The sequence below is a fragment of the Streptomyces spiralis genome (assembly GCF_014654675.1).
Taxonomy (GTDB): Bacteria; Actinomycetota; Actinomycetes; order Streptomycetales; family Streptomycetaceae; genus Streptomyces; species Streptomyces spiralis.
The window spans coordinates 24368-47114 of sequence record NZ_BNBC01000045.1; the positions used below are offsets into that span (position 1 = coordinate 24368).

The following is a 22747-nucleotide window of genomic DNA, read 5'->3' on the forward strand; positions in this document are numbered from 1 at the left end:
GGCGGACCGGGCCCGCAAACGTGTGGTCCGCGCCGCCGCCCGCGAGACATGATCGGTCCGACAGGCGACGAGAGCAGGGAGATCCCGGTGCCACATACGATCGACGAGGCCTTCACGGCCCTTCCACTGCGCGCCCTCGCCGACGCCGCGCTGGCACGCGCGCGGGCGCTCGGGGCCGAGCACGCCGACTTCCGGTTCGAGCGGGTGCGCAGTGCGTCCTGGCGGCTGCGGGACGCCCGGCCGGCCGGGTCGTCGGACACCACCGACCTCGGGTACGCGGTGCGGGTCGTGCACGGCGGTACATGGGGGTTCGCCTCCGGAGTGGATCTGACGTTGGACGCGGCCGCCAAGGTGGCCTCGCAGGCCGTGGCGATGGCGCAGCTGTCCGCGCAGGTGATCAAGGCGGCCGGGGCCGACGAGAGGGTGGAGCTGGCCGACGAGCCCGTGCACGCCGAGCGGACCTGGGTGTCGTCGTACGAGATCGACCCCTTCACCGTGCCGGACGAGGAGAAGTCCGCACTGCTCACCGACTGGAGCAGGCGGCTGCTGGCGGCCGACGGCGTGGACCACGTCGACGCCTCGCTGCTCACGGTGCACGAGAACAAGTTCTACGCCGACACGGCGGGCACCGTGACCACCCAGCAGCGGGTGCGACTGCATCCGCAGCTGACGGCCGTGTCCGTGGACGACTCCAGCGGGGAGTTCGACTCCATGCGGACGCTGGCCCCGCCCGTGGGGCGCGGCTGGGAGTACCTCACCGGGACCGGCTGGGACTGGGACGCCGAACTCGAACAGATCCCCGAGCTGCTGGCCGAGAAGATGCGCGCGCCGAGCGTCGAGGCGGGCGTCTACGACCTGGTCGTGGACCCCTCCAACCTGTGGCTGACCATCCACGAGTCCATCGGGCACGCCACCGAGCTGGACCGGGCCCTCGGCTACGAGGCCGCCTACGCGGGCACCTCCTTCGCCACCTTCGACCAGCTCGGCAAGCTGAAGTACGGCTCGGAGCTGATGAACGTCACCGGCGACCGCACCGCCGAGCACGGCCTGGCGACCGTCGGCTACGACGACGAGGGAGTCGAGGCGCAGTCCTGGGACCTGGTGAAGGACGGCACGCTGGTCGGCTACCAGCTGGACCGCAGGATCGCGAAGCTGACCGGGTTCGAACGGTCCAACGGGTGCGCCTACGCGGACTCCCCCGGCCGGGTGCCGGTGCAGCGCATGGCGAACGTGTCGCTGCGGCCGGATCCGGCGGGGATGTCGACCGAGGATCTCATCGGCAGCGTCGACCGGGGCATCTACGTCGTCGGCGACCGGTCGTGGTCGATCGACATGCAGCGGTACAACTTCCAGTTCACCGGGCAGCGGTTCTTCCGGATCGTCAACGGGCGGCTGGCCGGGCAGCTGCGGGACGTCGCCTACCAGGCGACCACGACCGACTTCTGGGGCTCCATGGCGGCCGTCGGCGGCCCGCAGACGTACGTCCTCGGCGGCGCCTTCAACTGCGGCAAGGCCCAGCCGGGCCAGATCGCGTCCGTGTCCCACGGCTGCCCCTCCGCCCTCTTCAAGGGCGTCAACATCTTGAACACCACCCAGGAGGCCGGTCGATGAGCCCGCGTACCAGCAAGCCGCACGAGGTCGTCGAGCGTGCCCTCGCACTGTCCCGGGCGGACGGGTGCGTCGTCATCGCGGACGAGCACTCCACCGCCAACCTGCGCTGGGCGGGCAACGCGCTCACCACGAACGGTGTCACGCGCGGGCGCACGCTCACCGTCGTCGCGACCGTCGACGGGAAGGAGGGCACCGCGTCGGGTGTCGTGTCCAGGTCGGCCGTGACCGAGGAGGAGCTGGAGCCGCTGGTGCGGGCCGCGGAGGCCGCCGCACGCGGGGCCGGGCCCGCCGAGGACGCGCAGCCGCTGGTCACGGGCGTGCCGGAGTCCCCGGACTTCACCGACGCGCCCGCCGAGACCTCCTCGGCGGTGTTCGCGGACTTCGCCCCGGCCCTCGGCGAGTCCTTCGCACGCGCGCGTGCCGGTGGCCGTGAGCTGTACGGCTTCGCCAACCACGAGCTGGTGTCCACCTACCTGGGGACCTCGACGGGTCTGCGTCTGCGCCACGACCAGCCCAACGGCACGCTGGAGCTGAACGCGAAGTCCCCGGACCGTACGCGCTCGGCGTGGGCCGGACGGTCCACGCGGGACTTCAAGGACGTCGACCCGGCGGCGCTGGACGCGGAGCTGGCCGTACGGCTCGGCTGGGCCGAGCGGCGGATCGAGCTGCCCGCGGGGCGCTACGAGACGCTGCTGCCGCCGACCGCCGTCGCGGATCTGCTCATCTACCAGACGTGGTCCTCGTCGGGCCGGGACGCGGCCGAAGGGCGGACGGTGTTCTCCAAGCCGGGCGGCGGCACCCGCGTCGGCGAGAAGCTCAGCGGGCTGCCGCTGACCCTGCGCAGCGATCCGGACCAGCCCGGTCTGGAGTGCGCCCCGTTCGTGGTCGCGCACTCCTCCGGCGGCGACCAGTCCGTGTTCGACAACGGGCTGCCGGTACGGGCGACCGAGTGGATCGGCGACGGAGAGCTCCGGAACCTGCTGACCACCCGGCACAGCGCGGGCCTGACCGGGCTGCCCGTGGCCCCGTCGGCCGGGAACCTGATCCTGGACGGCGGCAGCGAGCGCTCCCTCGAGGAGATGGTCGCCGCCACCGAGCGCGGCCTGCTGCTGACCTGCCTGTGGTACATCCGCGAGGTTGACCCGGCGACGCTGCTGCTGACGGGGCTGACCCGGGACGGGGTGTACCTGGTCGAGAACGGCGAGGTGACCGGCGAGGTCAACAACTTCCGGTTCAACGAGTCGCCGGTGGACCTGCTGGGCCGGGCCACGGAGGCCGGGCGGACCGAGAAGACCCTGCCGCGGGAGTGGAGCGACTACTTCACCCGGGCCGCGATGCCGGCGCTGCGCGTCCCCGATTTCAATATGAGCTCTGTCAGCCAGGGCGTATAACCTCGTAGTCGGCTGTCACCCGACTGGCCCGGAACCGCCGGCACGATCACCCGTGATCACCGGCGGGACCACCCACGAGATCATCGAGGAGACACGAGAACCGTGACGGACATCGTCGACGAGCTGAAGTGGCGGGGGCTGTTCGCCCTGTCCACTGACGAGGACGCTTTGCGGAAGGCGCTCGCGGACGGTCCCGTCACGTTCTATTGCGGCTTCGACCCGACCGCGCCGTCGCTGCACGTGGGGCACCTGGTGCAGGTGCTCACCGTGCGCCGGCTCCAGCAGGCCGGTCACCGGCCGCTGGCGCTGGTCGGCGGCGCAACGGGCCTGATCGGCGACCCGCGCCCGACCGCGGAGCGCACGCTGAACGACCCGGAGACGGTCGCCGGCTGGGTGGACAAGCTGCGCCGCCAGATCGAGCCGTTCCTGTCCTTCGAGGGCGAGAACGCCGCGGTCATGGTGAACAACCTGGACTGGACGCAGAACCTGTCGGCGATCGAGTTCCTCCGGGACATCGGCAAGCACTTCCGCGTCAACAAGATGCTGACGAAGGACTCGGTGGCCCGCCGTCTGGAGTCCGACCAGGGCATCAGCTACACCGAGTTCAGCTACCAGATCCTGCAGGGCATGGACTTCCTGCAGCTCTACCGGCGCCACGGCTGCACGCTCCAGCAGGGCGGCAGCGACCAGTGGGGCAACCTGACGGCGGGCCTGGACCTGATCCACCGGCTGGAGCCGGACGCGAGCGTGCACGCGCTGGCGACTCCGCTGATGACGAAGGCGGACGGCACCAAGTTCGGCAAGACCGAGGGCGGCGCCGTCTGGCTCGACCCGGAGATGACGACGCCGTACGCGTTCTACCAGTTCTGGCTGAACGTGGACGACCGGGACATCTCCAAGTACATGCGCATCCTGTCCTTCCGTTCCCGGGAGGAGCTGGAGGAGCTGGAGGAGCAGACCCTGGAGCGTCCTCAGGCCCGGGCCGCGCAGCGCGCGCTGGCGGAGGAGCTGACGACGCTGGTGCACGGCGCCGACCAGACGGCCGCGGTGATCGACGCCTCCAAGGCCCTGTTCGGCCAGGGCGAGCTGGCCGGGCTGGACGAGCGGACGCTGGCCGCGGCGCTGTCCGAGGTGCCGCACGTGCGGGTGACCGAGCTGGGCCCGGTGGTCGACCTGTTCGCCGAGGTCGGCCTGGTCGCCAGCAAGTCGGCCGCGCGCCGCACGGTCAAGGAGGGCGGTGCCTACGTGAACAACGTCAAGGTGACCGCCGAGGACGCGGTCCCCGCCGCCGATGACCTGCTGCACGGCCGCTGGCTGGTGCTGCGCCGGGGCAAGAAGAACCTGGCGGCGGTCGAGGTCACCGGCGCCTGAAGGGACGCTGCATGAGGACGGGGGTGGTCTCCCAGGAGGCCACCCCCTTCCTCGTGCGCGGCGCGCTACGCCCGCTCCCGCTGCCGCTTCTTGTTGCCCCACAGCGCCATGTACGCCATGTCGCCGATGGCGACGATGATGATGGCGGCCACGATCTGGAAGATGTGCCGGCTCCAGTCGATGCCGCGGGTCTCGGCGACGCCGGCGGCGCGGGCGACCGCGTTGCCGACGGCCGCGCCGATCATGCCGAAGATGGTGGTCAGCCACAGCGGGCTGTGCTGCTTGCCGGGGATCACCGCTTTGGCGATCAGGCCGAGCACGAAGCCCACGATGATCGCCCACAACCAGCCCATGGCCGCCTCCTCCGGCTCGATGTGACCGTTACGGTCAGTGTCGGCCGGACGGCCCCGCGCCGCATGCCGGGCGCGGCTGTACGCGTCGGGCGCCGGGGGCGTGGCCGGGCGGAGGCACCGCGTGCGCCCGCGTGAACGCACGCGGGTCGTTCGCGCAGGCAGAGGGTGCCCCGGCCTCGTAGGCGCGGTCGGCGCGGCGTAACGTGGAGCAGGTGCGGACCGGTGTTCCCTGTGGGTGGGCGACCGGGCAGGGAGCCGAGGAACTGTCCGATGCGGGCGAATGGTGGGTTGTGATGCGGAAGCAGCATGGCGGTGGCCACGTCGAGGTGTTCCGGATCACGGGAGCCCGGACGGGCCTGCAGGAGGACGTGCGCGGCCGTCAGCGCCGGTATGTCATCTCGATGTCGGTCCGTACGGTGTCGGTGCTCCTCGCGGTGGCGCTGTGGAACGTCGAGCGGTATGTGGCGATCGTGGCGCTGGTGCTCGGGCTGGTGCTGCCCTACATCGCCGTGGTGATCGCCAACGCGGGGCGGGAGAACGCCCCGAAGCTGCCGTCGACGTTCGTCGCCATGCCGACGAAGCCGATGATCACGTCGCAGCGGAACGAGGAGGACGGCTTCGCTGAGTCCGGCGCGCGGGACACCACCGCCGACCCGGCGGCGGGCCCGGCGAACGGCACCCCGAACGGCACCCCTGGCAGCGCCTCGGGCGCGGCACGCGAGCCCCACGACGGGGTGTGACGGCGCCGACGGCCGGCCCGGACGGGCATTCGACGGGAAGCTCAAGAAATGCTCAGATCAATCATGTTGTTCCGGTGCCGGGCGACGGGTTACCCGTGACATACTTCGTACGCGCTCCGCATCCCCCGTCGGAGCGACAGACCGACGCCGGGCAGCTCCCCCCGTGGCTGCTCGGCGTCGCCTTGTATGCCGTGGCTGTGAGACGAAGTTGTGACTGACGAGACCCCGATCTGCTCCGCCAAGGGCTGCCGTGCCGCCGCCGTGTGGGTGCTGGCCTGGAACAACCCGAAGATCCACACACCGGAGCGCCGCAAGACATGGCTGGCGTGCGAGGAGCACCGGGAGCACCTGTCGCAGTTCCTCGGGGTGCGGGGGTTCCTGAAGGACGTGGTCCTTCTGAAGGAGTGGGAAGCCTCCGAACGCCCCGAAGCGCCTGACGGCTCCTGATCCTCCGAAGGCGCCCGAGCCCGGGCGGAGACACCCCCTGGGGCGGAACCTCAGCCGCCGATGGCGGACATCGGCCGGTCCGGCTGGACGAAGGACGGATCGTCCAAACCCGCGCCCGCCTTCTTGCCCCACATCGCCAGCCGCCAGATGCGGGCGATCTCCTCGTCGGGGGCGCCGGAGCGCAGGGCGCCGCGCAGGTCGGTCTCCTCGGTGGCGAACAGACAGGTGCGGACCTGCCCGTCGGCCGTGAGGCGGGTGCGGTCGCAGGCCGCGCAGAACGGGCGGGTGACGGAGGCGATGACACCGACGCGGTGCGGGCCGCCGTCGACGAGCCAGCGCTCGGCCGGCGCGGAGCCGCGCGCCCCGGCCCCCTCGGGGGTCAGCTCGAAGCGGGTGCGCAGGGAGGCGAGGATGTCGCCGGCTGTGACCATGCCGTCGCGCTTCCAGCCGTGCTGGGCGTCCAGGGGCATCTGCTCGATGAAGCGCAGCTCGTAGTCGCGCTCCACGGCCCAGGCCAGGAGGTCCGGGGCCTCGTCGGCGTTCAGGCCCGGCATCAGGACGGTGTTGACCTTCACCGGGGTCAGGCCGGCCTCGCGGGCGGCGTGCAGCCCCTCGATGACGTCCTTGTGGCGGTCGCGGCGGGTGAGCGCCTTGAAGACGTCCGGGCGGAGCGTGTCGAGGGAGACGTTGACCCGGTCCAGACCGGCCGCCTTGAGGGCCGTCGCCGTGCGCTTCAGACCGATGCCGTTGGTGGTGAGAGACATCTGGGGGCGCGGGTCCAAGGCTGCGACGCGCTCGACGATGCCGACCAGACCGGGGCGCAGCAGGGGCTCGCCGCCGGTGAAGCGGACCTCATTGACGCCCAGGGAGGTGACCGCGATGTCGATCAGGCGGACGATCTCGTCGTCCGTGAGCAGGTCGGGCTTGGCCAGCCACTGCAGGCCCTCCTCGGGCATGCAGTAGGTGCAGCGCAGATTGCATCGGTCGGTGAGCGAGACCCGCAGGTCGGTGGCCACTCGGCCGTAGGTGTCGATGAGCACGTGGCCCCCTCCCTCGTCCGGAACACTCGTCTTCCGTCACCTGTGAGCCTACGTGACACCACCGACATCGGCCGAGGGGTGATCCCGACGAGGTCGGACGCGGCCGTGTCGTAGGGACCTACGACACGGCCGCACCCGACGTCTCAGTGGGCCCCGGTGCCCGTCAGCGAGCGCACCTCCAGTTCCGCGTACTTGCCCTTGTCCGGGGTCTCCTTGGACAGCAGGGTGCCGAGGACGCCCAGCAGGAAGCCGACCGGGATGGAGATCAGACCCGGGTTCTCCAGCGGGAACCAGTGGAAGTCGACGTCCGGGAACATCGACGTGGGCTTGCCCGAGACCACCGGCGAGAACAGCACCAGGCCGACCGCGGTGACCAGGCCGCCGTAGATCGACCACAGGGCGCCGGCGGTGGTGAACCGCTTCCAGAAAAGGCTGTAGAGGATCGTGGGCAGGTTGGCGGAGGCGGCGACCGCGAAGGCGAGGGCCACCAGTCCGGCGACGTTCAGATCGCGGGCGAGGGCGCCGAGGACGATGGAGACGGCGCCGATGCCGACGGTCGCCCAGCGGGCCGCGCCCAGCTCCTGCTTCTCGGTGGCGGTGCCCTTCTTGATGACGTTGGCGTAGATGTCGTGGGCGAACGAGGACGACGAGGCGAGGGTCAGGCCCGCGACGACGGCGAGGATCGTGGCGAAGGCGACGGCCGAGATGCTGGCGAGCAGGATGGCGCCCCAGTTGGAGTCCACGCCGCCCAGGTGCAGGGCCAGCAGCGGGGCCGCGGTGTTGCCGGCCTTGTTGGAGGCGATGATCTCGTCCGGCTTGATGAGGGCGGCGGCGCCGAAGCCGAGGGCGAGGGTCATCAGGTAGAAGGCGCCGATCAGGCCGATCGCCCAGATCACGGACTTGCGGGCGGCCTTGGCGGTCGGGACGGTGTAGAAGCGGATCAGGATGTGCGGCAGGCCGGCGGTGCCGAGCACCAGGGCGATGCCGAGCGAGAGGAAGTCCAGCTTGGTGGTGCCGGTGGCGCCGTACTTCAGGCCGGGCTCCAGGAAGGCGGCGCCCTTGCCGCTGTTGTCGGCGGCGCTGCCGAGCAGGTCGGAGACGTTGAAGTCGAACTTCAGCAGCACCAGGAAGGTCAGCAGGATCGCGCCGACGATCAGCAGCACGGCCTTGACCATCTGCACCCAGGTGGTGCCCTTCATGCCGCCGATGGTGACGTACACGATCATCAGTACGCCGACCAGGGCGACGATGCCGATCTTGCCGCCGTCGCTGGTGATGCCGAGCAGCAGCGAGACCAGGACGCCCGCGCCCGCCATCTGGGCCAGCAGGTAGAAGATCGACACGACGATGGTGGAGGCACCGGCGGCGGTGCGGACGGGACGCTGGCGCATCCGGTACGCCAGGACGTCGCCCATGGTGTAGCGGCCGGAGTTGCGCAGCGGTTCGGCGACCAGGAGGAGGGCGACCAGCCAGGCGACCAGGAAGCCGATGGAGTACAGGAAGCCGTCGTAGCCGAACAGCGCGATGGCGCCGGCGATGCCGAGGAAGGACGCGGCGGACATGTAGTCGCCGGAGACGGCGAGGCCGTTCTGGAATCCGGTGAACTGCCGTCCGCCGGCGTAGAAGTCGGCGGCGTCCTTGGTCTGGCGGCCGGCCCAGACGGTGATGACGAGGGTCGCGGCGACGAAGACGGCGAACAGGGTGATGATCAGGGTGCGGTGCTCGCTCGCCTCACCGGCGGCCAGCAGGGTGTGCGCTGCGGGGTGTGCGGTGGTCATGCTCCGCCCTCCATCCGGGACTTGATGGCCTCCGCCTTGGGGTCGAGCTTGGCGGCGGCGTGCCGCGCGTACCACCAGGCGATGAGGAACGTGGTGAGGAACTGGGCGAGTCCGAGGACCAGGGCGACGTTGATGTTGCCGAAGAGTTTGGTGCCCATGAAGTCGCCCGCGTAGTTGGACAGCAGGACGTACAGCAAATACCAGGCGGCGAAGGCGATGGTCAGGGGGAAGGCGAAGGAGCGGTAGGAGCGGCGCAGTTCACCGAACTCGGCGCTCTCCTGCACCGCGGCGAACTCCTCGGTGGAGGGGAGGGGGACCTGGGTATTCGAGGGTGGCGGTGTCTCGGTGGCCACGTCAGTCTCCTCGCGTTGCGACAGCGGGTCCGGCTGCGGTCGGACCGGATGCGGATGCGTATGTGACAGGGGCCCGAGGGTGCTGGGGCTCCCGTCCAAGGTCCACGGCGCCGCACGAGAACCGGTTCAAGTTCCGCGCGTTCTTTCGCAAGTGGCCTGGGGAAGTCATTGCCAAGTCATTGCTGGCCGGTGAGGGCGCGGGATAGCTTCGCCCTGCACCACCGTCATGTGACCGCCCGAGCAGCACACCTGTGTCTCGGGCGGTTCTGTATCCGGATGATGTGGAGACCCCATGGCTCATCTGCGTTCCAGACGCCGACTCGCCCTGGCCGTACCGGTCGCGCTGTCGCTGACCGCCTCACTCGGCTTCCTGCCGGCCGTGGCCTCGGCGTCGCCCCGAGCGCAGTCCACCGCCACCGAGACCGACGCGGCCTCGCTGAGCTACGTCGTCAACGTCCGTCCCGGACACGGCGTCTCGGCCCAGGTGAAGAAGGCGATCGCGACGGCCGGCGGCACGATCGTGACGTCGTACGACCAGATAGGCGTCATCGTCGTCCACTCCGCCGACCCGGGCTTCGCCAAGGCCATACGCAGGACGCCCGGGGTGGAATCCGCGGGCGCCACGCGTACGGCGCCGCTGCCCGCGCAGTCGACGACCGACCTGGGCACGCCCAAGGCGCTGACCGCCGCGCAGGTGGCCGAGGCGGGGTCCGAAGCGGCCGACGGGCAGGACCCGTTGGAGCCGTTGCAGTGGGACCTGCCCGCCATCAAGGCCGACAAGGCGCACGAGAAGACGCTCGGCAGCCCGAAGGTCACCGTCGCCGTCATCGACACGGGTGTGGACGACACCCACCCGGACATCGCCCCGAACTTCGACCGCGCCGCCTCCGTCAACTGTGTGGCGGGCAAGCCGGACACCACCGACGGCGCCTGGCGGCCGAGCGCCGCCGAGAGCCCGCACGGCACGCATGTGGCCGGGGAGATCGCGGGCGCGAAGAACGGCGTCGGCATCACGGGTGTGGCGCCGGGGGTGAAGGTGGCCGGCATCAAGGTCGCCAACCCGGACGGGTTCTTCTACACGGAGGCCGTGGTGTGCGGCTTCGTGTGGGCGGCCGAGCACGGTGTCGACGTGACCAACAACAGCTATTACACCGACCCGTGGTACTTCAACTGCACGGACGACCCGGACCAGAAGGCGCTGGTGGAGGCCGTCCGGCGGGCCTCGCAGTACGCGGAGCGCAAGGGCACGGTCAACGTCGCGGCGGCGGGCAACGAGAACTACGACCTGGCCTCCCACTCGATCACCGACCCGGCCTCCCCGAACGACTCCACGCCCGGGGACCGGGTGATCGACCCGCACAAGTGCTACGACATCCCGACCCAGCTGCCGGGTGTCGTCACGGTGGCGGCGACCGGTGCGAAGGGCGTCAAGTCGTCCTTCTCCAACTACGGTCTCGGTGTCATCGACATCGCCGCGCCGGGCGGCGACTCCACGGTGTACCAGAAGCCCGAGCCGCCGGCGACCAGCGGCCTGATCCTGGGTCCGCTGCCGGGTGGCAAGTGGGGCTACATGGCCGGTACGTCGATGGCGAGCCCGCATGTCGCCGGGGTTGCGGCATTGATCAAGTCGACGCATCCGAACGCCCCCGCGGCCCTGGTGAAGGCGCTGCTGTACGCGGAGGCCAGCGCCACGCCGTGCACGGACCCGTACGACATCAACGGGGACGGCAAGGTCGACGCGGTGTGCGAGGGCACGAAGAACCGCAACGGCTTCTACGGCTGGGGCACGGCGGACGCGCTGGCCGCGGTGACCAAGTAGCCGACACATAGCCGTCCAGTGGGGGTACGCGGGACCGTATATTGATTCAGTCAATACTGCATAGTGAAGTCATGACTGACATCAGGTTCGCATGGTCCGCGCTGGGCGGCGATCCCGCCCTCGTGTCACGGATCACCACCGTGGAGCGGGAAGGCGCGCTCGGGGCGCGCCTTCCCGTACGGGAGCTGGCACGCGCGTGCGTGGGCGCCTGCGCGCTGGCCGCCGCGGAGCTGGCCGCACGACGGGCCGGGCTCGCCGAGGTGCCCGCGGTGCGCGTGGACGACGGTGCCGTGGCCACCGCGTTCACCAGTGAGCGGCATCTCCTGGTCGACGGGCGGCCACCGCTCACCTTCGCGCCGCTGTCACGGTTCTGGCGGACGGCCGACGGCTGGGTGCGCACACACGCCAACTACCCGCACCACCGGCAGCGGTTGCTCCTGGCGCTGGGGCTGCCGCAGGACGCGGAGCCGGCGGCCGTGGAGGCCGCGCTCGCCGAGCGGTCCGCGCTCGACGTCGAGGAGGCCGTGTACGCGGCCGGCGGCCTCGCCGTCGCGCTGCGCACGCCCGAGGAGTGGGGCGCGCACGAGCAGGCCACCGCGGTGGCCGCCCGGCCGCTGGTTCAGAGCGAGCGGCCGGACGAGGCACGCGCGCGCGTGCTCCCTGCCCTCGAGGGCTCGCCGGCGCTGCCCGCCGCCGGGCTCCGCGTCCTGGACCTGACCCGGGTCATCGCCGGGCCCGTCGCCACCCGCGCCCTCGCCCTGCTGGGCGCGGACGTGCTGCGCCTGGACGCGCCGCAACTGCCCGAACTGGCCGACCAGCACGCCGACACGGGCTTCGGGAAGCGGTCGGCACTCCTGGACCTGGCGGCCGGCCGGACGGCCTTCGAGGAACTGCTGGCCGAGGCGGACGTCGTCGTCACCGGCTACCGCCCGGGCGGCCTGGACCGCTTCGGCCTCTCCCCCGAGGCGCTGGCCGAGCGGCGGCCCGGACTGGTCGTGGCGCAGTTGTCGGCGTGGGGCGGGTACGGGCCGTGGGGCGGACGGCGCGGCTTCGACAGCCTCGTCCAGGTCGCCACCGGCATCGCGGCGGTCGAGGGGTCGGCGCGGCGGCCGGGCGCGCTGCCCGCGCAGGCGCTGGACCACGGCACGGGCTATCTCCTGGCGGGGGCGGTGCTGCGGGCCCTGACCGAGCAGTCCGCCGAGGGCGGCAGCCGGGTCGTACGGCTGTCGCTGGCGCGGACGGCGACGTGGCTGACGCAGGGAAGCGGTCCGGGTGCGAGCGAGCCGGGCGGTGCGCCGGGTTCCGCCGGGACGGGCGCGGTCCCGAGTTCCGTGCCGGGCGCCCCGTACGACGGGCCGGAGCCGTGGCTCGGCGAGACGGACAGCGGGATCGGCCGGCTGCGGTACGCCCTGCCGCCCGTGGCCTTCGCCGGCGGCCCCGCCCTCTGGGCCCGGCCACCCGGCCACTGGGGGGCGGACGTGGCCCGCTGGGCGTGAGCACACGGGCGTGGCGTCGAGCGGACGCCGTCGGGCGGAATGCCGTTCCCTCAGTTGCTTGTACCCACTTGCCCCGTTTGTGGCGGCTGGTGAAGATCCTGGGGTGACGCTCATACGACCGGCCTCCGAGGCGGCAGACGCCGGCGGGAGGGGGCGGCGGGCCGCGACGTTACGGGCGGCCGCCGTCCTCGCCCTGGTGGCGCTCGCCGCGCTGATCCCGCTGCTCGGTCCGTCCGCCGCCCTGCACGGCACCGGAGAGGCCGCCGCCCCCGGAACCGGCGGCACGGCGCTGCTGCGGACGGTGCTGTTCGCGGCGCTGTGCGTCCCCGTCGGCGAACTGTTCGTGAACCGGCTGGCCGACGGCCTCCCCGGCCCCACGGCGGAGCCGCCCCGCAGCCGGTCCCTGTACGCGGCCGCCGCCGGTTTCCTCGCCGCCCTCGGACTCGCCTCCATGGTGGCCACCGGCAACCTGGTGCCGCACAGCCCGACCCGGATCGACATGGGCGGCCTCTACCGCACCCGGGACGGCTCACTGGCCCTGCTCGAGGTCAACGCCTTCCTTCTGGCCGGTCTGTGCGCGCTCTCACGCCACCTGCGACTCCAGGTCCTGCCGCTCGCCGCGGTGGCCGTGGCCGAGGCGCTGCGCGCCCATCCCCCCACCGAGAGCGGCCCGTTGCTCGGCTCCGGTCTGACGCTCGCGCACCTGGTGTGCGGGGCGCTGTGGGCGGGCGGTCTGCTGCACACCCTGCGCACGCTGCGGCGCCGGCGCGGCACCGAGGCGGCCGCCGCGCTGCTGGGCCGCTACGCGCGCGTGGCGCCCGTGCTGCTCGCCGCGGTCACCGCGACGGGCGTGTGCAGCACCCTGCGCCGGATGCCGCCGGAGACGGTGCTGCACCAGCTGACGGCGACGGCCTACGGCCGCACCCTGCTCGCCAAGGTGGTCCTGGTGGCCTGCGTCGTCCTGCTGGCCCTCCGGGCGCGGCTCCGGCTGCGCCGGGCGCCCGACCCGCTGACGGCGTGCACCCCCGCGCGCGCGGAGGTCGCCGGCCTGGCCGTGGTGGTCATGGTGTCGGGGCTGCTGACGGCTCTGCCGCTGCCGATCCGCTGGAGCTGACGCACAGGTGGCCGGCGCCGCTGCGCGGCGGGGTGGCGCCCGGCCGGGTGAACTCTGATGCGCTTCGCCCGGTTTGCGGCACGCGCGCGTGACCGGCGCGCGAAGTGGCGTGCGGGCGTGCCGGTGTGCGCGTGTGGTGCGATGGCCACCTGAAGGACCGGGCTGTCAGTCGCGGCCCGTATCCTCAGTGACCATGCTCGAAGACCGCACGCTCGCAGGGCCGTCCCCCACACCGTGGCCGGCCGCGTATCCGCAGGGATACGCGGTCGTTGACGTGGAGACCACCGGCCTGGCCCGGGACGACCGCATCATCTCGGCGGCGGTCTACCGGCTGGACGCGCGCGGCGAGGTGGAGGACCACTGGTACACGCTGGTCAACCCGGAGCGGGATCCGGGACCGGTGTGGATCCACGGTCTGACGAGCGAGGTGCTCGAAGGGGCGCCGCTCTTCGAGGACATCGCCGACGAGTTCTCCGCCCGGCTGGCCGGCCGGGTGCTCGTCGCGCACAACGCGGTGTTCGACTGGCAGATGATCGCCCGGGAGTACGCGCGCGCGAAGCGCGAGGCACCGGTGCGGCAGCGGCTGTGCACCATCGCGCTCTCCAAGGAGCTGGGGCTGCCGCTGCCCAACCACAAACTGGAGTCGCTGGCGGCGCACTTCGGCGTCGTACAGCGGCGGGCACACCACGCGCTGGACGACGCGCGAGTGCTGGCGGAGGCGTTCCGGCCGAGCCTCGCGGCCGCGGCGGCCGACGGCGTGCGGCTGCCGCTGCTGGAGTGCCGGCCGCTGACGGAGTGGTCGGACCGGCCCGTCCCCCGGCAGCCGTCCGGTGGCTACGGCGGCTACCGGGCGGGCAGTTGGCGCCCGTCCCGCAAAAGACCCGCCTGCCCCTATCCCAACCCGGGCCGTTACGAAGAGGGCAAACGTCTCAAGCAGGGCATGCGGATCGCCTTTTCCGGTGACACCTCCGTCGACCGCGAGCTGCTGGAGGACCGCGCGACGGAGGCCGGGCTGCATGTCGCCACCAGCCTGTCCCGGCTGACCAGCCTGCTCGTCACCAACGACCCGGACTCGGGCACGTCGAAGGTGGTCAAGGCGCGGCTGTACGGCACACCGGTGGTGGACGAGGCGGCGTTCGGGCAGCTGCTCGGGGACGTGGAACCGGCGGACGGCGACTGAGGGACCGCCGGAGCGGCGGACGAGCGCGCGTACGGGTGACCGGCGGGCGTACGGGTGATTGCCGGGCGACTCGCCCGGCGGCCGCTCGCCCGCGAGGCGGCCACGGCCCACCCTGTGGCGCATGGCCAGATGTGAAGTATGCGGCAATGACTACGGTATGACCTTCGAGGTGCACGCCCAGGGCGCGGTGCACGTCTTCGACTGCTTCGCCTGCGCGATCCACCGCATGGCGCCGATCTGCGAGCACTGCCGGGTGCAGATCATCGGGCAGGGCGTCGAGGTCGAGGGCCACTGGTTCTGCGGCGGGCACTGCGCCCGCGCTGAGGGGAAGGTCGGAATCGTCGACCATGTCTGAGGACACCCGGCACCCCCTGCGGGAAGAACCCCACGGCCGGGGAGGTACCGTCGTGGGGTGTACCGCTTCCTGTTGACCCGCCAGTGGGTGATCATCACCCTCGTGGCTCTCCTGCTCATCCCGACGATGATCTGGCTGGGTTTCTGGCAGCTGCACCGCCACGACCACAGGCAGAAGCTGAACCAGGTGATCACCGCCTCGCTGGCGGCGAAGCCCGTGCCCGTCGAGTCGCTCACCTCGGTCGGCGGATCCGTCGCGCACGACGCCATCTACCGCCGGGTGACCGCCAGGGGCCACTTCGACACGGCGCACGAACTGGTGGTGCGCCGGCGTACGAACGCGGACGACCAGGTCGGCTATCACGTCCTGACCCCGTTCGTGCTGGACGACGGCCGGACCCTCCTCGTCAACCGCGGCTGGATCCCCTCCTCCGCCTCGCAGACCGCCTTCCCCAGCATTCCGGCACCGGCGTCGGGCGAGATCACCGTCACCGGCCGGCTGATGCGGGACGAGACGACGGCCGCGAGCGGCATCAAGAACCTCAAGGGGCTGCCCGACCGCCAGATCATGCTGATCAACAGCGAACAGGTCGGCGCGCTCCTGCGTGACTCGGGCGACGCCTCCGCCAAGTCGGTGTTCGGCGGCTACATCGAGCTGACCTCTCCCGCGCCCAAGGGCGGCAGTCCCGAACTGCTCCCCTCGCCCAAGGAGGACACCAGCTGGATCGGCATAGGGGACATCAACCTGCCGTACGCCGTCCAGTGGTGGCTGTTCGCCGCGGGTGTCCCCGTGGGCTGGCTGGTGCTGGTCCGGCGCGAACTCAAGGAGCGCGCGGGGGCGGCGAAGGAAGCGGCGAAGAAGGAGACGGAACCCGCCGCCGTGTAAGGCGCCTGATTGCCCGGTGCCTCCAACGGGAATCCGGACATCCGTGTACCCGCGGATCGAGGACTACGCGCTCATCGGTGACGAGCAGACCGCCGCCCTGGTCGGCAGGGACGGCTCGATCGACTGGCTCTGCCTGCCCCGTTTCGACTCCGGCGCCTGCTTCGCGCGGCTGCTCGGCGACGAGGAGAACGGCCACTGGCGCCTCGCCCCCAAGGGCGCCGAGGGCCCCTGTACCCGCCGGGCCTACCGCCCGGACACGCTGGTCCTCGACACCGAGTGGGACACCCCCGAGGGCTCGGTCCGCGTCACCGACCTGATGCCGCAGCGCGACCGGGCCCCCGACGTGGTACGGATCGTGGAGGGCCTCAGCGGCCGGGTGACCGTGCGCAGCACGCTCCGGCTGCGCTTCGACTACGGCTCGATCATCCCCTGGGTGCGCAAGGCAGACGGCCACCGGGTCGCCGTCGCCGGGCCGGACTCGGCGTGGCTGCGCAGCGAGCCACCGGTGCGCACCTGGGGCGAGCACTTCCGTACCCACGCGGAGTTCACCGTCGCCGAGGGCGAGAAGGTGGCGTTCGTGCTGACCTGGCACCCTCGCACGATCCGCGCCCGCCGCTGGTCGACCCGTTCCGGGCGCTGGACCACAGCGTCGTCGACTGGAGGGCCTGGGCGGCGCGCTGCCGCTACACCGGCCCGCACCGGGACGCCGTCGTCCGCTCCCTGATCACACTGAAGGCGCTCACCTACGCCCCGACGGGCGGCATCGTCGCGGCCCCGACCACCTCCCTGCCCGAGGACCTGGGCGGGGTGCGCAACTGGGACTACCGCTACTGCTGGCTGCGCGACTCCACGCTCACCCTGGGCGCCCTGCTGTCGGCGGGCTACCAGGAGGAGGCCGAGGCGTGGCGCGACTGGCTGTTGCGCGCGGTCGCGGGCAACCCCGCGGATCTGCAGATCATGTACGGGCTCGCGGGTGAGCGCCGGCTGCCGGAGTACGAGCTGCCGTGGCTGTCCGGCTTCGCCGGCTCGGCGCCCGTACGGATCGGCAACGACGCGGTGAAACAGCTTCAGCTGGATGTGTACGGGGAGGTCCTGGACTCGCTGTCGCTGGCCCGTCGCTCGGGCCTGTCCTCCCAGCCGCACATGTGGTCGATGCAGTGCTCCCTGCTGGACTTCCTGCGCCGGGCCTGGCGGCAGCCCGACGAGGGGCTCTGGGAGGTGCGCGGCGGCCGGCGGCACTTCGTGCACTCCAAGGTGATGGTGTGGGTGGCCGCCGACCGGATGGTGCGCACGCTCGAGGAGAACCCGGCGCTGCGCGGCGACCTGGAGGGCTGGCGGGCGCTGCGCGGCGACCTGGAGGGCTGGCGGGCGCTGCGCGACGAGGTGCACCGCGAGGTGTGCGACAAGGGCTACGACCCCGAGCGGAACACGTTCACGCAGTCCTACGGCTCGCGCGAGCTCGACGCCGCCCTGCTGCTGATCCCCCGTGTGGGTTTCCTGCCGCCGGACGACCCGCGGGTGACCGGCACCATCGACGCCGTCCGCGCGGAGCTCGGCAAGGACGGCCTGCTGCACCGCTACAGCACCGACACGGACGCCGCCGACGCGGACGCCGTGGACGGGCTGCCCGGCGGCGAGGGCACCTTCCTGGTGTGCTCGTTCTGGCTCGCCGACGCGCTGCACATGACCGGCCGGACCCGGGAGGCCCGGGAGCTGTTCGAGAGGCTGGTGGGCCTCGCCAACGACGTGGGGCTGCTGGCGGAGGAGTACCGGGTGGACGAGGCGACGGGCGCGGGCCGGCAGCTCGGGAACTTCCCGCAGGCGTTCAGCCATATCGGCCTGGTGAACACCGCCCTCGCCCTGTTCGGGGACGACCGGGCAGGATAGGGGCCATGGATCTTGGATTGAAGGACAGGGTGTACGTCGTCACCGGGGCCACCCGCGGGCTGGGCAACGCCGCCGCGCGCGAGCTGGTCGCCGACGGGGCGAAGGTGGTCATCACCGGACGGGACGGGAAGCGGGCCGCCGACGCGGCGGCCGAGCTGGGTGCGAACGCCGTGGGGGTGGGCTTGGACAACGCCGACGCCGAGGCACCGGCGCGGCTGATCGCGGCCGCGCGGGAGCACTTCGGCGGCTTCGACGGCGTCCTCGTCAGCGTCGGCGGGCCGGCGCCGGGCTTCGTCGCCGACAACACCGACGAGCAGTGGCAGTCGGCGTTCGAGTCGGTGTTCCTGGGCGCGGTGCGGCTGGCCCGGGCCGCGGCGGCGGAGCTGGAGGCGGGCGGTGTCATCGGCTTCGTGCTGTCCGGTTCGGTGCACGAGCCGATCCCGGGGCTGACCATCTCCAACGGGCTGCGGCCCGGACTCGCCGGGTTCGCCAAGTCCCTGGCGGACGAGCTGGGACCGCGCGGCATCCGGGTCGTCGGCCTGCTTCCGGCCCGCATCGACACGGACCGCGTGCGCGAGCTGGACGGGCTCTCGGCGGACCCGGAGGCGACCCGCACGGCGAACGAGTCCAGGATCCCCCTGCGCAGGTACGGCACCCCGGAGGAGTTCGGCCGTGCGGCGGCGTTCCTCCTGTCCCCGGCGGCGTCCTACCTGACCGGCATCATGCTCCCGGTCGACGGCGGCGCACGGCACGGCTTCTGACCCCCGCCCGGCTCGCGGGCGCGCGGGCAGTCACCTGCCCACGGCGCCCACACGACGGCACCGTCCCCCTCCAGGGACCGCTGGCCCCACGGACGGGCGTCCCCGGAGGCGCGGTGCCGTCCGGAAGCGGCTCCGTCACGTGGTCACGCCGTGGCCGGACGCGGGCCCGTTGGAGACAGGCCCGGTGAGTACGACCGGCCGTCCTGGGCCCGGACCCGACGGCGCGCGCCGCTCCTCGCAGACGGTCGTCGCCGGTGAAGACGACCACCGGTGGACCGGGCGGCGCGCCCGGTGCGAGAAGTGACGACCGGGTCCGGCCGGACGGCGCGGCCGTAGCGCGTGGGCCGGCTGGGCGGTTACTCGCCGAGGCCGGCCAGGTCGCGCAGGCGGCGGGCCTGGGACTGGCGTTCGGCGGTGCGTTGGGCTTCGTAGGTGTGGGTCTGGGCGCTCCGGAGCAGGGCCTTGGTCTCGACCACCGCGTCGCGGGGCGCGGCGAGGATCGCCGAGGCCAGGTCGCCGACCGCCGCGTCGAGCTGGTCCCGGGGCACGGCGAGGTTGGCCAGCCCGGTGTTCACCGCCTCCTCGGCGGTCACGAACCGGCCGGTCACGCAGATCTCCAGGGCGCGGGCATAGCCGACCAGCCCCACCAGCGGATGCGTGCCGGTGAGGTCCGGTACCAGCCCGAGGCTGGTCTCGCGCATCGCGAACTGCACGTCGTCGGCGACGACGCGCAGATCACAGGCGAGCGCCAGCTGGAAGCCCGCCCCGATGGCGTGCCCCTGGACCGCGGCGACGGACACGAGGTCGCTGCGCCGCCACCAGGTGAACGCCTCCTGGTACTCGGCGATGGTCGCGTCCAGCTCGGCGTCGCTGCCGCGTGCGAGGTCGATGAACGACGGCTCGCCGTCGAATCCCTCCGGCGTGAACGCCTGCCGGTCGAGGCCGGCGGAGAAGGACTTGCCCTCGGCGCGCAGCAGCACGACACGGACGGAGCCCGGCAGCAGCCGCCCGGCCTCGGCGAGCGCCCGCCACAGGGCGGGGCTCTGCGCGTTGCGCTTGGCCGGGTTGGTCAGCGTCACCGTGGCGATCGAGTCGTCCACGGTGAGCCGCACGCCGTCCTTGTCGAGTACGTCGGATACTGGGTCACGTACCGGGTCGAGGTCGTGCTCGGGCGAAGCCATGGTGCGCCTCCGATGGGTGCGGTCGTCCAGGACGCCAGCGCGGGCATCCTAAGTGACTGCACAGTAACCACCCGGTCGTTCGGCTGCCCGACCGGGTGGTCACCATCGAAGCCGATGGCCCCTCCCGAGGTCAGGCCGACGGGGCCTTCTTGCCCCGCGTCGCCCCGCCACGCCCACGAAGCGTGACGCCCGACTCGCTGAGCATCCGGTGCACGAAGCCATACGAGCGGCCGGTTTCCTCGGCCAACGCCCGAATGCTCGCACCGGCGTCGTACTTCTTCTTCAGGTCTGCCGCGAGCTTGTCGCGCGCGGCGCCGGTCACCCGGCTGCCCTTCTTCAGAGTCTCGGCCACCCGTGCCTCCTCATGGGAAGTGCGCTCTGGTCTCCTCATGATCACCCCTCCCGGGCCCGATGGCCACCCATTCGGCAAGGTCTGTGAGACATGGTTGTGACGACAGGAGTCGGCCCCCACAAGCGGAATCAGGCATTCCATACGGTGCCGTCGATACCGCCGAACGGGTTGTTCCACGAAGCCCCAGGTCACAGGCGCACGACGCCCGAACCCTTGGTACGTAAGGGCTCGGCCGGAAAATCCGTGTACGACACACCTCGATACCAGGAGATCTCACACAGATGATGGATCACCGATGGGCCGAATGATCCATACGCCGTTGATCAGAGGATGAGCAGAGGGTGACCGGAGGCGGCACGGAGCCCGACCGGAGCCCCGGCCGGGCGAGTCCCGGTCACGCCAGGGCGACGAGATCCGCGTAGTCGGAGCCCCACAGGTCCTCGACACCGTCGGGCAGCAGGATGATCCGCTCCGGCTGGAGCGCCTCGACCGCCCCCTCGTCGTGCGTGACGAGCACGACCGCGCCCTTGTAGGTGCGCAGCGCCCCGAGGATCTCCTCGCGGCTGGCCGGGTCGAGGTTGTTGGTCGGCTCGTCGAGCAGCAGCACGTTCGCGGAGGAGACGACCAGGGTGGCCAGGGCCAGGCGGGTCTTCTCGCCGCCGGAGAGGACGCCGGCCGGCTTGTCGACGTCGTCACCGGAGAAGAGGAACGAGCCCAGCACCTTGCGGACCTCGACGAGGTCCATGTCGGGGGCCGCCGAGCGCATGTTCTCCAGGACCGTGCGGTCCGGGTCGAGGGTCTCGTGCTCCTGGGCGTAGTAGCCGAGCTTGAGGCCGTGACCGGGGACTACCTCGCCGGTGTCGGGCGTCTCGACCCCGCCGAGCAGGCGCAGCAGGGTGGTCTTGCCGGCGCCGTTGAGGCCGAGGATGACGACCCGGGAGCCCTTGTCGATGGCCAGGTCGACGTCGGTGAAGATCTCCAGGGAGCCGTACGACTTCGACAGGCCCTCGGCCATCAGCGGGGTCTTGCCGCAGGGCGCGGGCTCCGGGAAGCGGAGCTTGGCGACCTTGTCGGACTGGCGGACGGCCTCCAGACCGGAGAGCAGCTTGTCGGCGCGGCGGGCCATGTTCTGCGCGGCGACGGTCTTGGTCGCCTTGGCGCGCATCTTGTCGGCCTGGGCGTTGAGCGCGGCGGCCTTCTTCTCGGCGTTGGCCCGCTCCCGCTTGCGGCGCTTCTCGTCGGCCTCGCGCTGCTGCTGGTAGAGCTTCCAGCCCATGTTGTAGACGTCGATCGCCGAACGGTTGGCGTCCAGGTAGAACACCTTGTTGACGACCGTGTCGACCAGGTCGACGTCGTGCGAGATGACGATGAAGCCGCCGCGGTAGGTCTTCAGGTAGTCGCGCAGCCAGATGATCGAGTCCGCGTCGAGGTGGTTGGTCGGCTCGTCCAGGAGCAGCGTGTCCGCGTCGGAGAACAGGATCCGCGCCAGCTCGATACGGCGGCGCTGACCGCCGGAGAGCGTGTGCAGGGGCTGGCCGAGCACCCGGTCGGGCAGGTTGAGCGCGGCGGCGATGGTGGCGGCCTCGGCCTCGGCGGAGTATCCGCCCTTGGTGAGGAACTCGGTCTCCTGGCGCTCGTACTGCTTGAGCGCCTTCTCGCGGGTGGAGCCCTTGCCGGTGGCGATGCGCTGCTCGTTCTCGCGCATCTTGCGGATCAGTACGTCGAGGCCGCGGGCGGAGAGGATGCGGTCGCGGGCGAGCACGTCGAGGTCGCCGGTGCGGGGGTCCTGCGGGAGGTAGCCGACCTCGCCGGAGCGGGTGACGGTACCGGCGGCGGGGATGCCCTCGCCGGCCAGGACCTTGGTCAGGGTCGTCTTGCCGGCGCCGTTGCGGCCGACCAGGCCGATGCGGTCGCCCTTGGCGACGCGGAAAGTGGCGTTCTCGATGAGGATGCGGGCACCGGCGCGCAGCTCGATGCCGGAAGCGGAGATCACGGACAGACTCCAGGGCAGGTGGGGGCGGATGGGCGGCTGTGGACGTACCCGCCCTCTAATGCGCAAGGAGAATGGCCATGCGAAACAGTCTAACGGGGGTGTGCAAGCGGTTTTCCCGTCCGCTCGCGGCGTGAGCGCCGGGGCGTTGTCAGTGGCCGGTGCCAGACTGAGCGGCGAACCGGACTTTCCGGCGAGTACCGACTCACAAGGGAGTGATCGGCATGGCGGACACCGGCGGCGGGCGCCCGAGCGTCTACCCCACGCTGCTGTACGCGGACGCGAAGGCGGCGATCAAACTGCTCACCGAGGCCCTCGGTTTCACCGAGCTGACGGTCTACGAGGGCGAGGACGGCCTGGTTCACCACGCCGAGCTGGTGCAGGGCAACGGCGCGGTGATGCTGGGCTCCAAGGGCCGTGGCGGCCGCTTCGACGAGGCGATGCGCGGCGCGGGCCCCGTGGGGGTGTACGTCGTGGTGGACGACGTGGACGGCCACTACCAGCGCGCTGTGGACCACGGCGTGGAGATCCTGATGCCCCCGACGGACCAGGACTACGGGTCCCGGGACTACATGGCCCGGGACGCCGAGGGCAACATCTGGAGCTTCGGCACGTACGCCCCGCGCATGGAGGGCTGAGCCGC

20 protein-coding genes and 1 pseudogene are annotated in these 22747 nt (G+C 71.7%); 14 read left to right on the forward strand and 7 right to left on the reverse strand.

The features are described from left to right. Positions 1-48: 48 nt before the first annotated feature. The 3 genes from IE318_RS34320 to tyrS all read left to right on the forward strand — a co-directional run bounded on the left by IE318_RS34320 (position 49) and on the right by tyrS (position 4373). Positions 49-1611, forward strand: a complete 1563-nt coding sequence (locus tag IE318_RS34320) for a TldD/PmbA family protein (protein ID WP_373311357.1) — start codon at positions 49-51, stop codon at positions 1609-1611. Beyond that, complete coding sequence (locus IE318_RS34325) at positions 1608-3002, forward strand: metallopeptidase TldD-related protein (RefSeq protein WP_189906644.1); 1395 nt, start codon at positions 1608-1610, stop codon at positions 3000-3002. Before IE318_RS34320 ends, IE318_RS34325 begins: the two co-directional genes overlap by 4 nt. A 102-nt stretch (positions 3003-3104) precedes the next feature. Next, positions 3105-4373, forward strand: coding sequence for a tyrosine--tRNA ligase (tyrS, locus tag IE318_RS34330; RefSeq protein ID WP_189906645.1), 1269 nt, complete (start codon positions 3105-3107; stop codon positions 4371-4373). A gap of 65 nt (positions 4374-4438) precedes the next feature. Here the strand turns inward: tyrS and IE318_RS34335 are convergent, their stop codons facing one another. Further along, positions 4439-4726 carry a GlsB/YeaQ/YmgE family stress response membrane protein gene (locus tag IE318_RS34335; RefSeq protein WP_189906646.1) on the reverse strand — a complete coding sequence of 96 codons (288 nt, stop codon included), beginning with the start codon at positions 4724-4726 and terminating at the stop codon, positions 4439-4441. 293 nt (positions 4727-5019) lie between these two features. Between IE318_RS34335 and IE318_RS34340 the strand changes: the two genes are divergently transcribed. After that, a complete protein-coding gene (locus IE318_RS34340) occupies positions 5020-5466 on the forward strand; it encodes a DUF3099 domain-containing protein (protein ID WP_189906647.1) in 447 nt (148 codons plus the stop codon). Positions 5467-5676: 210 nt separating this feature from the next. Further along, positions 5677-5913 carry a hypothetical protein gene (locus tag IE318_RS34345; protein WP_030182671.1) on the forward strand — a complete coding sequence of 79 codons (237 nt, stop codon included), beginning with the start codon at positions 5677-5679 and terminating at the stop codon, positions 5911-5913. Positions 5914-5963: 50 nt separating this feature from the next. On the opposite strand, the gene moaA is transcribed toward IE318_RS34345, so the two are convergent. The 3 genes from moaA to IE318_RS34360 form a co-directional block, all read right to left on the reverse strand. After that, positions 5964-6953 (reverse strand): GTP 3',8-cyclase MoaA, encoded by a 990-nt coding sequence (gene moaA, locus IE318_RS34350; protein WP_189906648.1) that lies wholly within the window; start codon positions 6951-6953, stop codon positions 5964-5966. Positions 6954-7096: 143 nt separating this feature from the next. Then, on the reverse strand, positions 7097-8731 hold the full coding sequence (locus IE318_RS34355) for a monocarboxylic acid transporter (RefSeq protein WP_189906649.1): 1635 nt from the start codon (positions 8729-8731) through the stop codon (positions 7097-7099). Continuing rightward, positions 8728-9084: a DUF485 domain-containing protein gene (locus IE318_RS34360; RefSeq protein ID WP_189906651.1), complete on the reverse strand. Its 357-nt coding sequence runs from the start codon at positions 9082-9084 to the stop codon at positions 8728-8730. Before IE318_RS34360 ends, IE318_RS34355 begins: the two co-directional genes overlap by 4 nt. A 292-nt stretch (positions 9085-9376) precedes the next feature. Between IE318_RS34360 and IE318_RS34365 the strand changes: the two genes are divergently transcribed. The 8 genes and pseudogenes from IE318_RS34365 (at position 9377) to IE318_RS34400 (ending at position 18581) form a co-directional block, all read left to right on the forward strand. Continuing rightward, positions 9377-10903 (forward strand): S8 family peptidase, encoded by a 1527-nt coding sequence (locus IE318_RS34365; protein ID WP_189906653.1) that lies wholly within the window; start codon positions 9377-9379, stop codon positions 10901-10903. A 71-nt stretch (positions 10904-10974) separates the two neighbouring features. After that, positions 10975-12399, forward strand: coding sequence for a CoA transferase (locus tag IE318_RS34370; RefSeq protein WP_189906655.1), 1425 nt, complete (start codon positions 10975-10977; stop codon positions 12397-12399). Positions 12400-12502: 103 nt separating this feature from the next. Continuing rightward, positions 12503-13513, forward strand: coding sequence for a CopD family protein (locus tag IE318_RS34375; RefSeq protein ID WP_189906657.1), 1011 nt, complete (start codon positions 12503-12505; stop codon positions 13511-13513). A gap of 193 nt (positions 13514-13706) precedes the next feature. Next, the gene (locus IE318_RS34380) at positions 13707-14693 is read left to right on the forward strand and encodes a DEDDh family exonuclease (protein WP_189906659.1); all 987 of its coding nucleotides are present in this window, start codon (positions 13707-13709) and stop codon (positions 14691-14693) included. Positions 14694-14814: 121 nt separating this feature from the next. Continuing rightward, positions 14815-15048, forward strand: coding sequence for a metallothionein (locus tag IE318_RS34385; RefSeq protein ID WP_189906661.1), 234 nt, complete (start codon positions 14815-14817; stop codon positions 15046-15048). 57 nt (positions 15049-15105) lie between these two features. Next, positions 15106-15933 carry an SURF1 family cytochrome oxidase biogenesis protein gene (locus IE318_RS34390; RefSeq protein ID WP_189906663.1) on the forward strand — a complete coding sequence of 276 codons (828 nt, stop codon included), beginning with the start codon at positions 15106-15108 and terminating at the stop codon, positions 15931-15933. A gap of 43 nt (positions 15934-15976) precedes the next feature. Beyond that, a pseudogene (locus tag IE318_RS34395) lies at positions 15977-17820 on the forward strand (glycoside hydrolase family 15 protein). A gap of 5 nt (positions 17821-17825) precedes the next feature. Further along, positions 17826-18581, forward strand: a complete 756-nt coding sequence (locus tag IE318_RS34400) for an SDR family oxidoreductase (protein WP_189906665.1) — start codon at positions 17826-17828, stop codon at positions 18579-18581. Between the two features lie 356 nt (positions 18582-18937). On the opposite strand, the gene IE318_RS34405 is transcribed toward IE318_RS34400, so the two are convergent. The 3 genes from IE318_RS34405 to IE318_RS34415 all read right to left on the reverse strand — a co-directional run bounded on the left by IE318_RS34405 (position 18938) and on the right by IE318_RS34415 (position 22107). Continuing rightward, entirely contained in the window at positions 18938-19762 is an 825-nt protein-coding gene (locus IE318_RS34405; RefSeq protein ID WP_189906666.1) for an enoyl-CoA hydratase/isomerase family protein, read from the reverse strand. 130 nt (positions 19763-19892) lie between these two features. Further along, positions 19893-20114 (reverse strand): helix-turn-helix domain-containing protein, encoded by a 222-nt coding sequence (locus IE318_RS34410; RefSeq protein WP_029385158.1) that lies wholly within the window; start codon positions 20112-20114, stop codon positions 19893-19895. A gap of 394 nt (positions 20115-20508) precedes the next feature. Beyond that, positions 20509-22107 (reverse strand): ABC-F family ATP-binding cassette domain-containing protein, encoded by a 1599-nt coding sequence (locus IE318_RS34415; protein ID WP_030180811.1) that lies wholly within the window; start codon positions 22105-22107, stop codon positions 20509-20511. Between the two features lie 221 nt (positions 22108-22328). Between IE318_RS34415 and IE318_RS34420 the strand changes: the two genes are divergently transcribed. Then, positions 22329-22742, forward strand: coding sequence for a VOC family protein (locus IE318_RS34420; protein WP_189906667.1), 414 nt, complete (start codon positions 22329-22331; stop codon positions 22740-22742). Positions 22743-22747 lie beyond the last annotated feature (5 nt).

Excerpts from the sequence above, each read along its gene's own strand:
- IE318_RS34370 (WP_189906655.1), top strand. The coding sequence starts at position 10,975 with ATGACTGACATCAGGTTCGCATGGTCCGCGCTGGGCGGCGATCCCGCC.
- IE318_RS34365 (WP_189906653.1), top strand. The coding sequence starts at position 9,377 with ATGGCTCATCTGCGTTCCAGACGCCGACTCGCCCTGGCCGTACCGGTC.
- IE318_RS34340 (WP_189906647.1), top strand. The coding sequence starts at position 5,020 with ATGCGGAAGCAGCATGGCGGTGGCCACGTCGAGGTGTTCCGGATCACG.
- IE318_RS34385 (WP_189906661.1), top strand. The coding sequence starts at position 14,815 with ATGGCCAGATGTGAAGTATGCGGCAATGACTACGGTATGACCTTCGAG.
- IE318_RS34380 (WP_189906659.1), top strand. The coding sequence starts at position 13,707 with ATGCTCGAAGACCGCACGCTCGCAGGGCCGTCCCCCACACCGTGGCCG.
- IE318_RS34320 (WP_373311357.1), top strand. The coding sequence starts at position 49 with ATGATCGGTCCGACAGGCGACGAGAGCAGGGAGATCCCGGTGCCACAT.
- IE318_RS34400 (WP_189906665.1), top strand. The coding sequence starts at position 17,826 with ATGGATCTTGGATTGAAGGACAGGGTGTACGTCGTCACCGGGGCCACC.
- IE318_RS34325 (WP_189906644.1), top strand. The coding sequence starts at position 1,608 with ATGAGCCCGCGTACCAGCAAGCCGCACGAGGTCGTCGAGCGTGCCCTC.
- IE318_RS34355 (WP_189906649.1), bottom strand. The coding sequence starts at position 8,731 with ATGACCACCGCACACCCCGCAGCGCACACCCTGCTGGCCGCCGGTGAG.
- IE318_RS34335 (WP_189906646.1), bottom strand. The coding sequence starts at position 4,726 with ATGGGCTGGTTGTGGGCGATCATCGTGGGCTTCGTGCTCGGCCTGATC.
- IE318_RS34420 (WP_189906667.1), top strand. The coding sequence starts at position 22,329 with ATGGCGGACACCGGCGGCGGGCGCCCGAGCGTCTACCCCACGCTGCTG.
- IE318_RS34405 (WP_189906666.1), bottom strand. The coding sequence starts at position 19,762 with ATGGCTTCGCCCGAGCACGACCTCGACCCGGTACGTGACCCAGTATCC.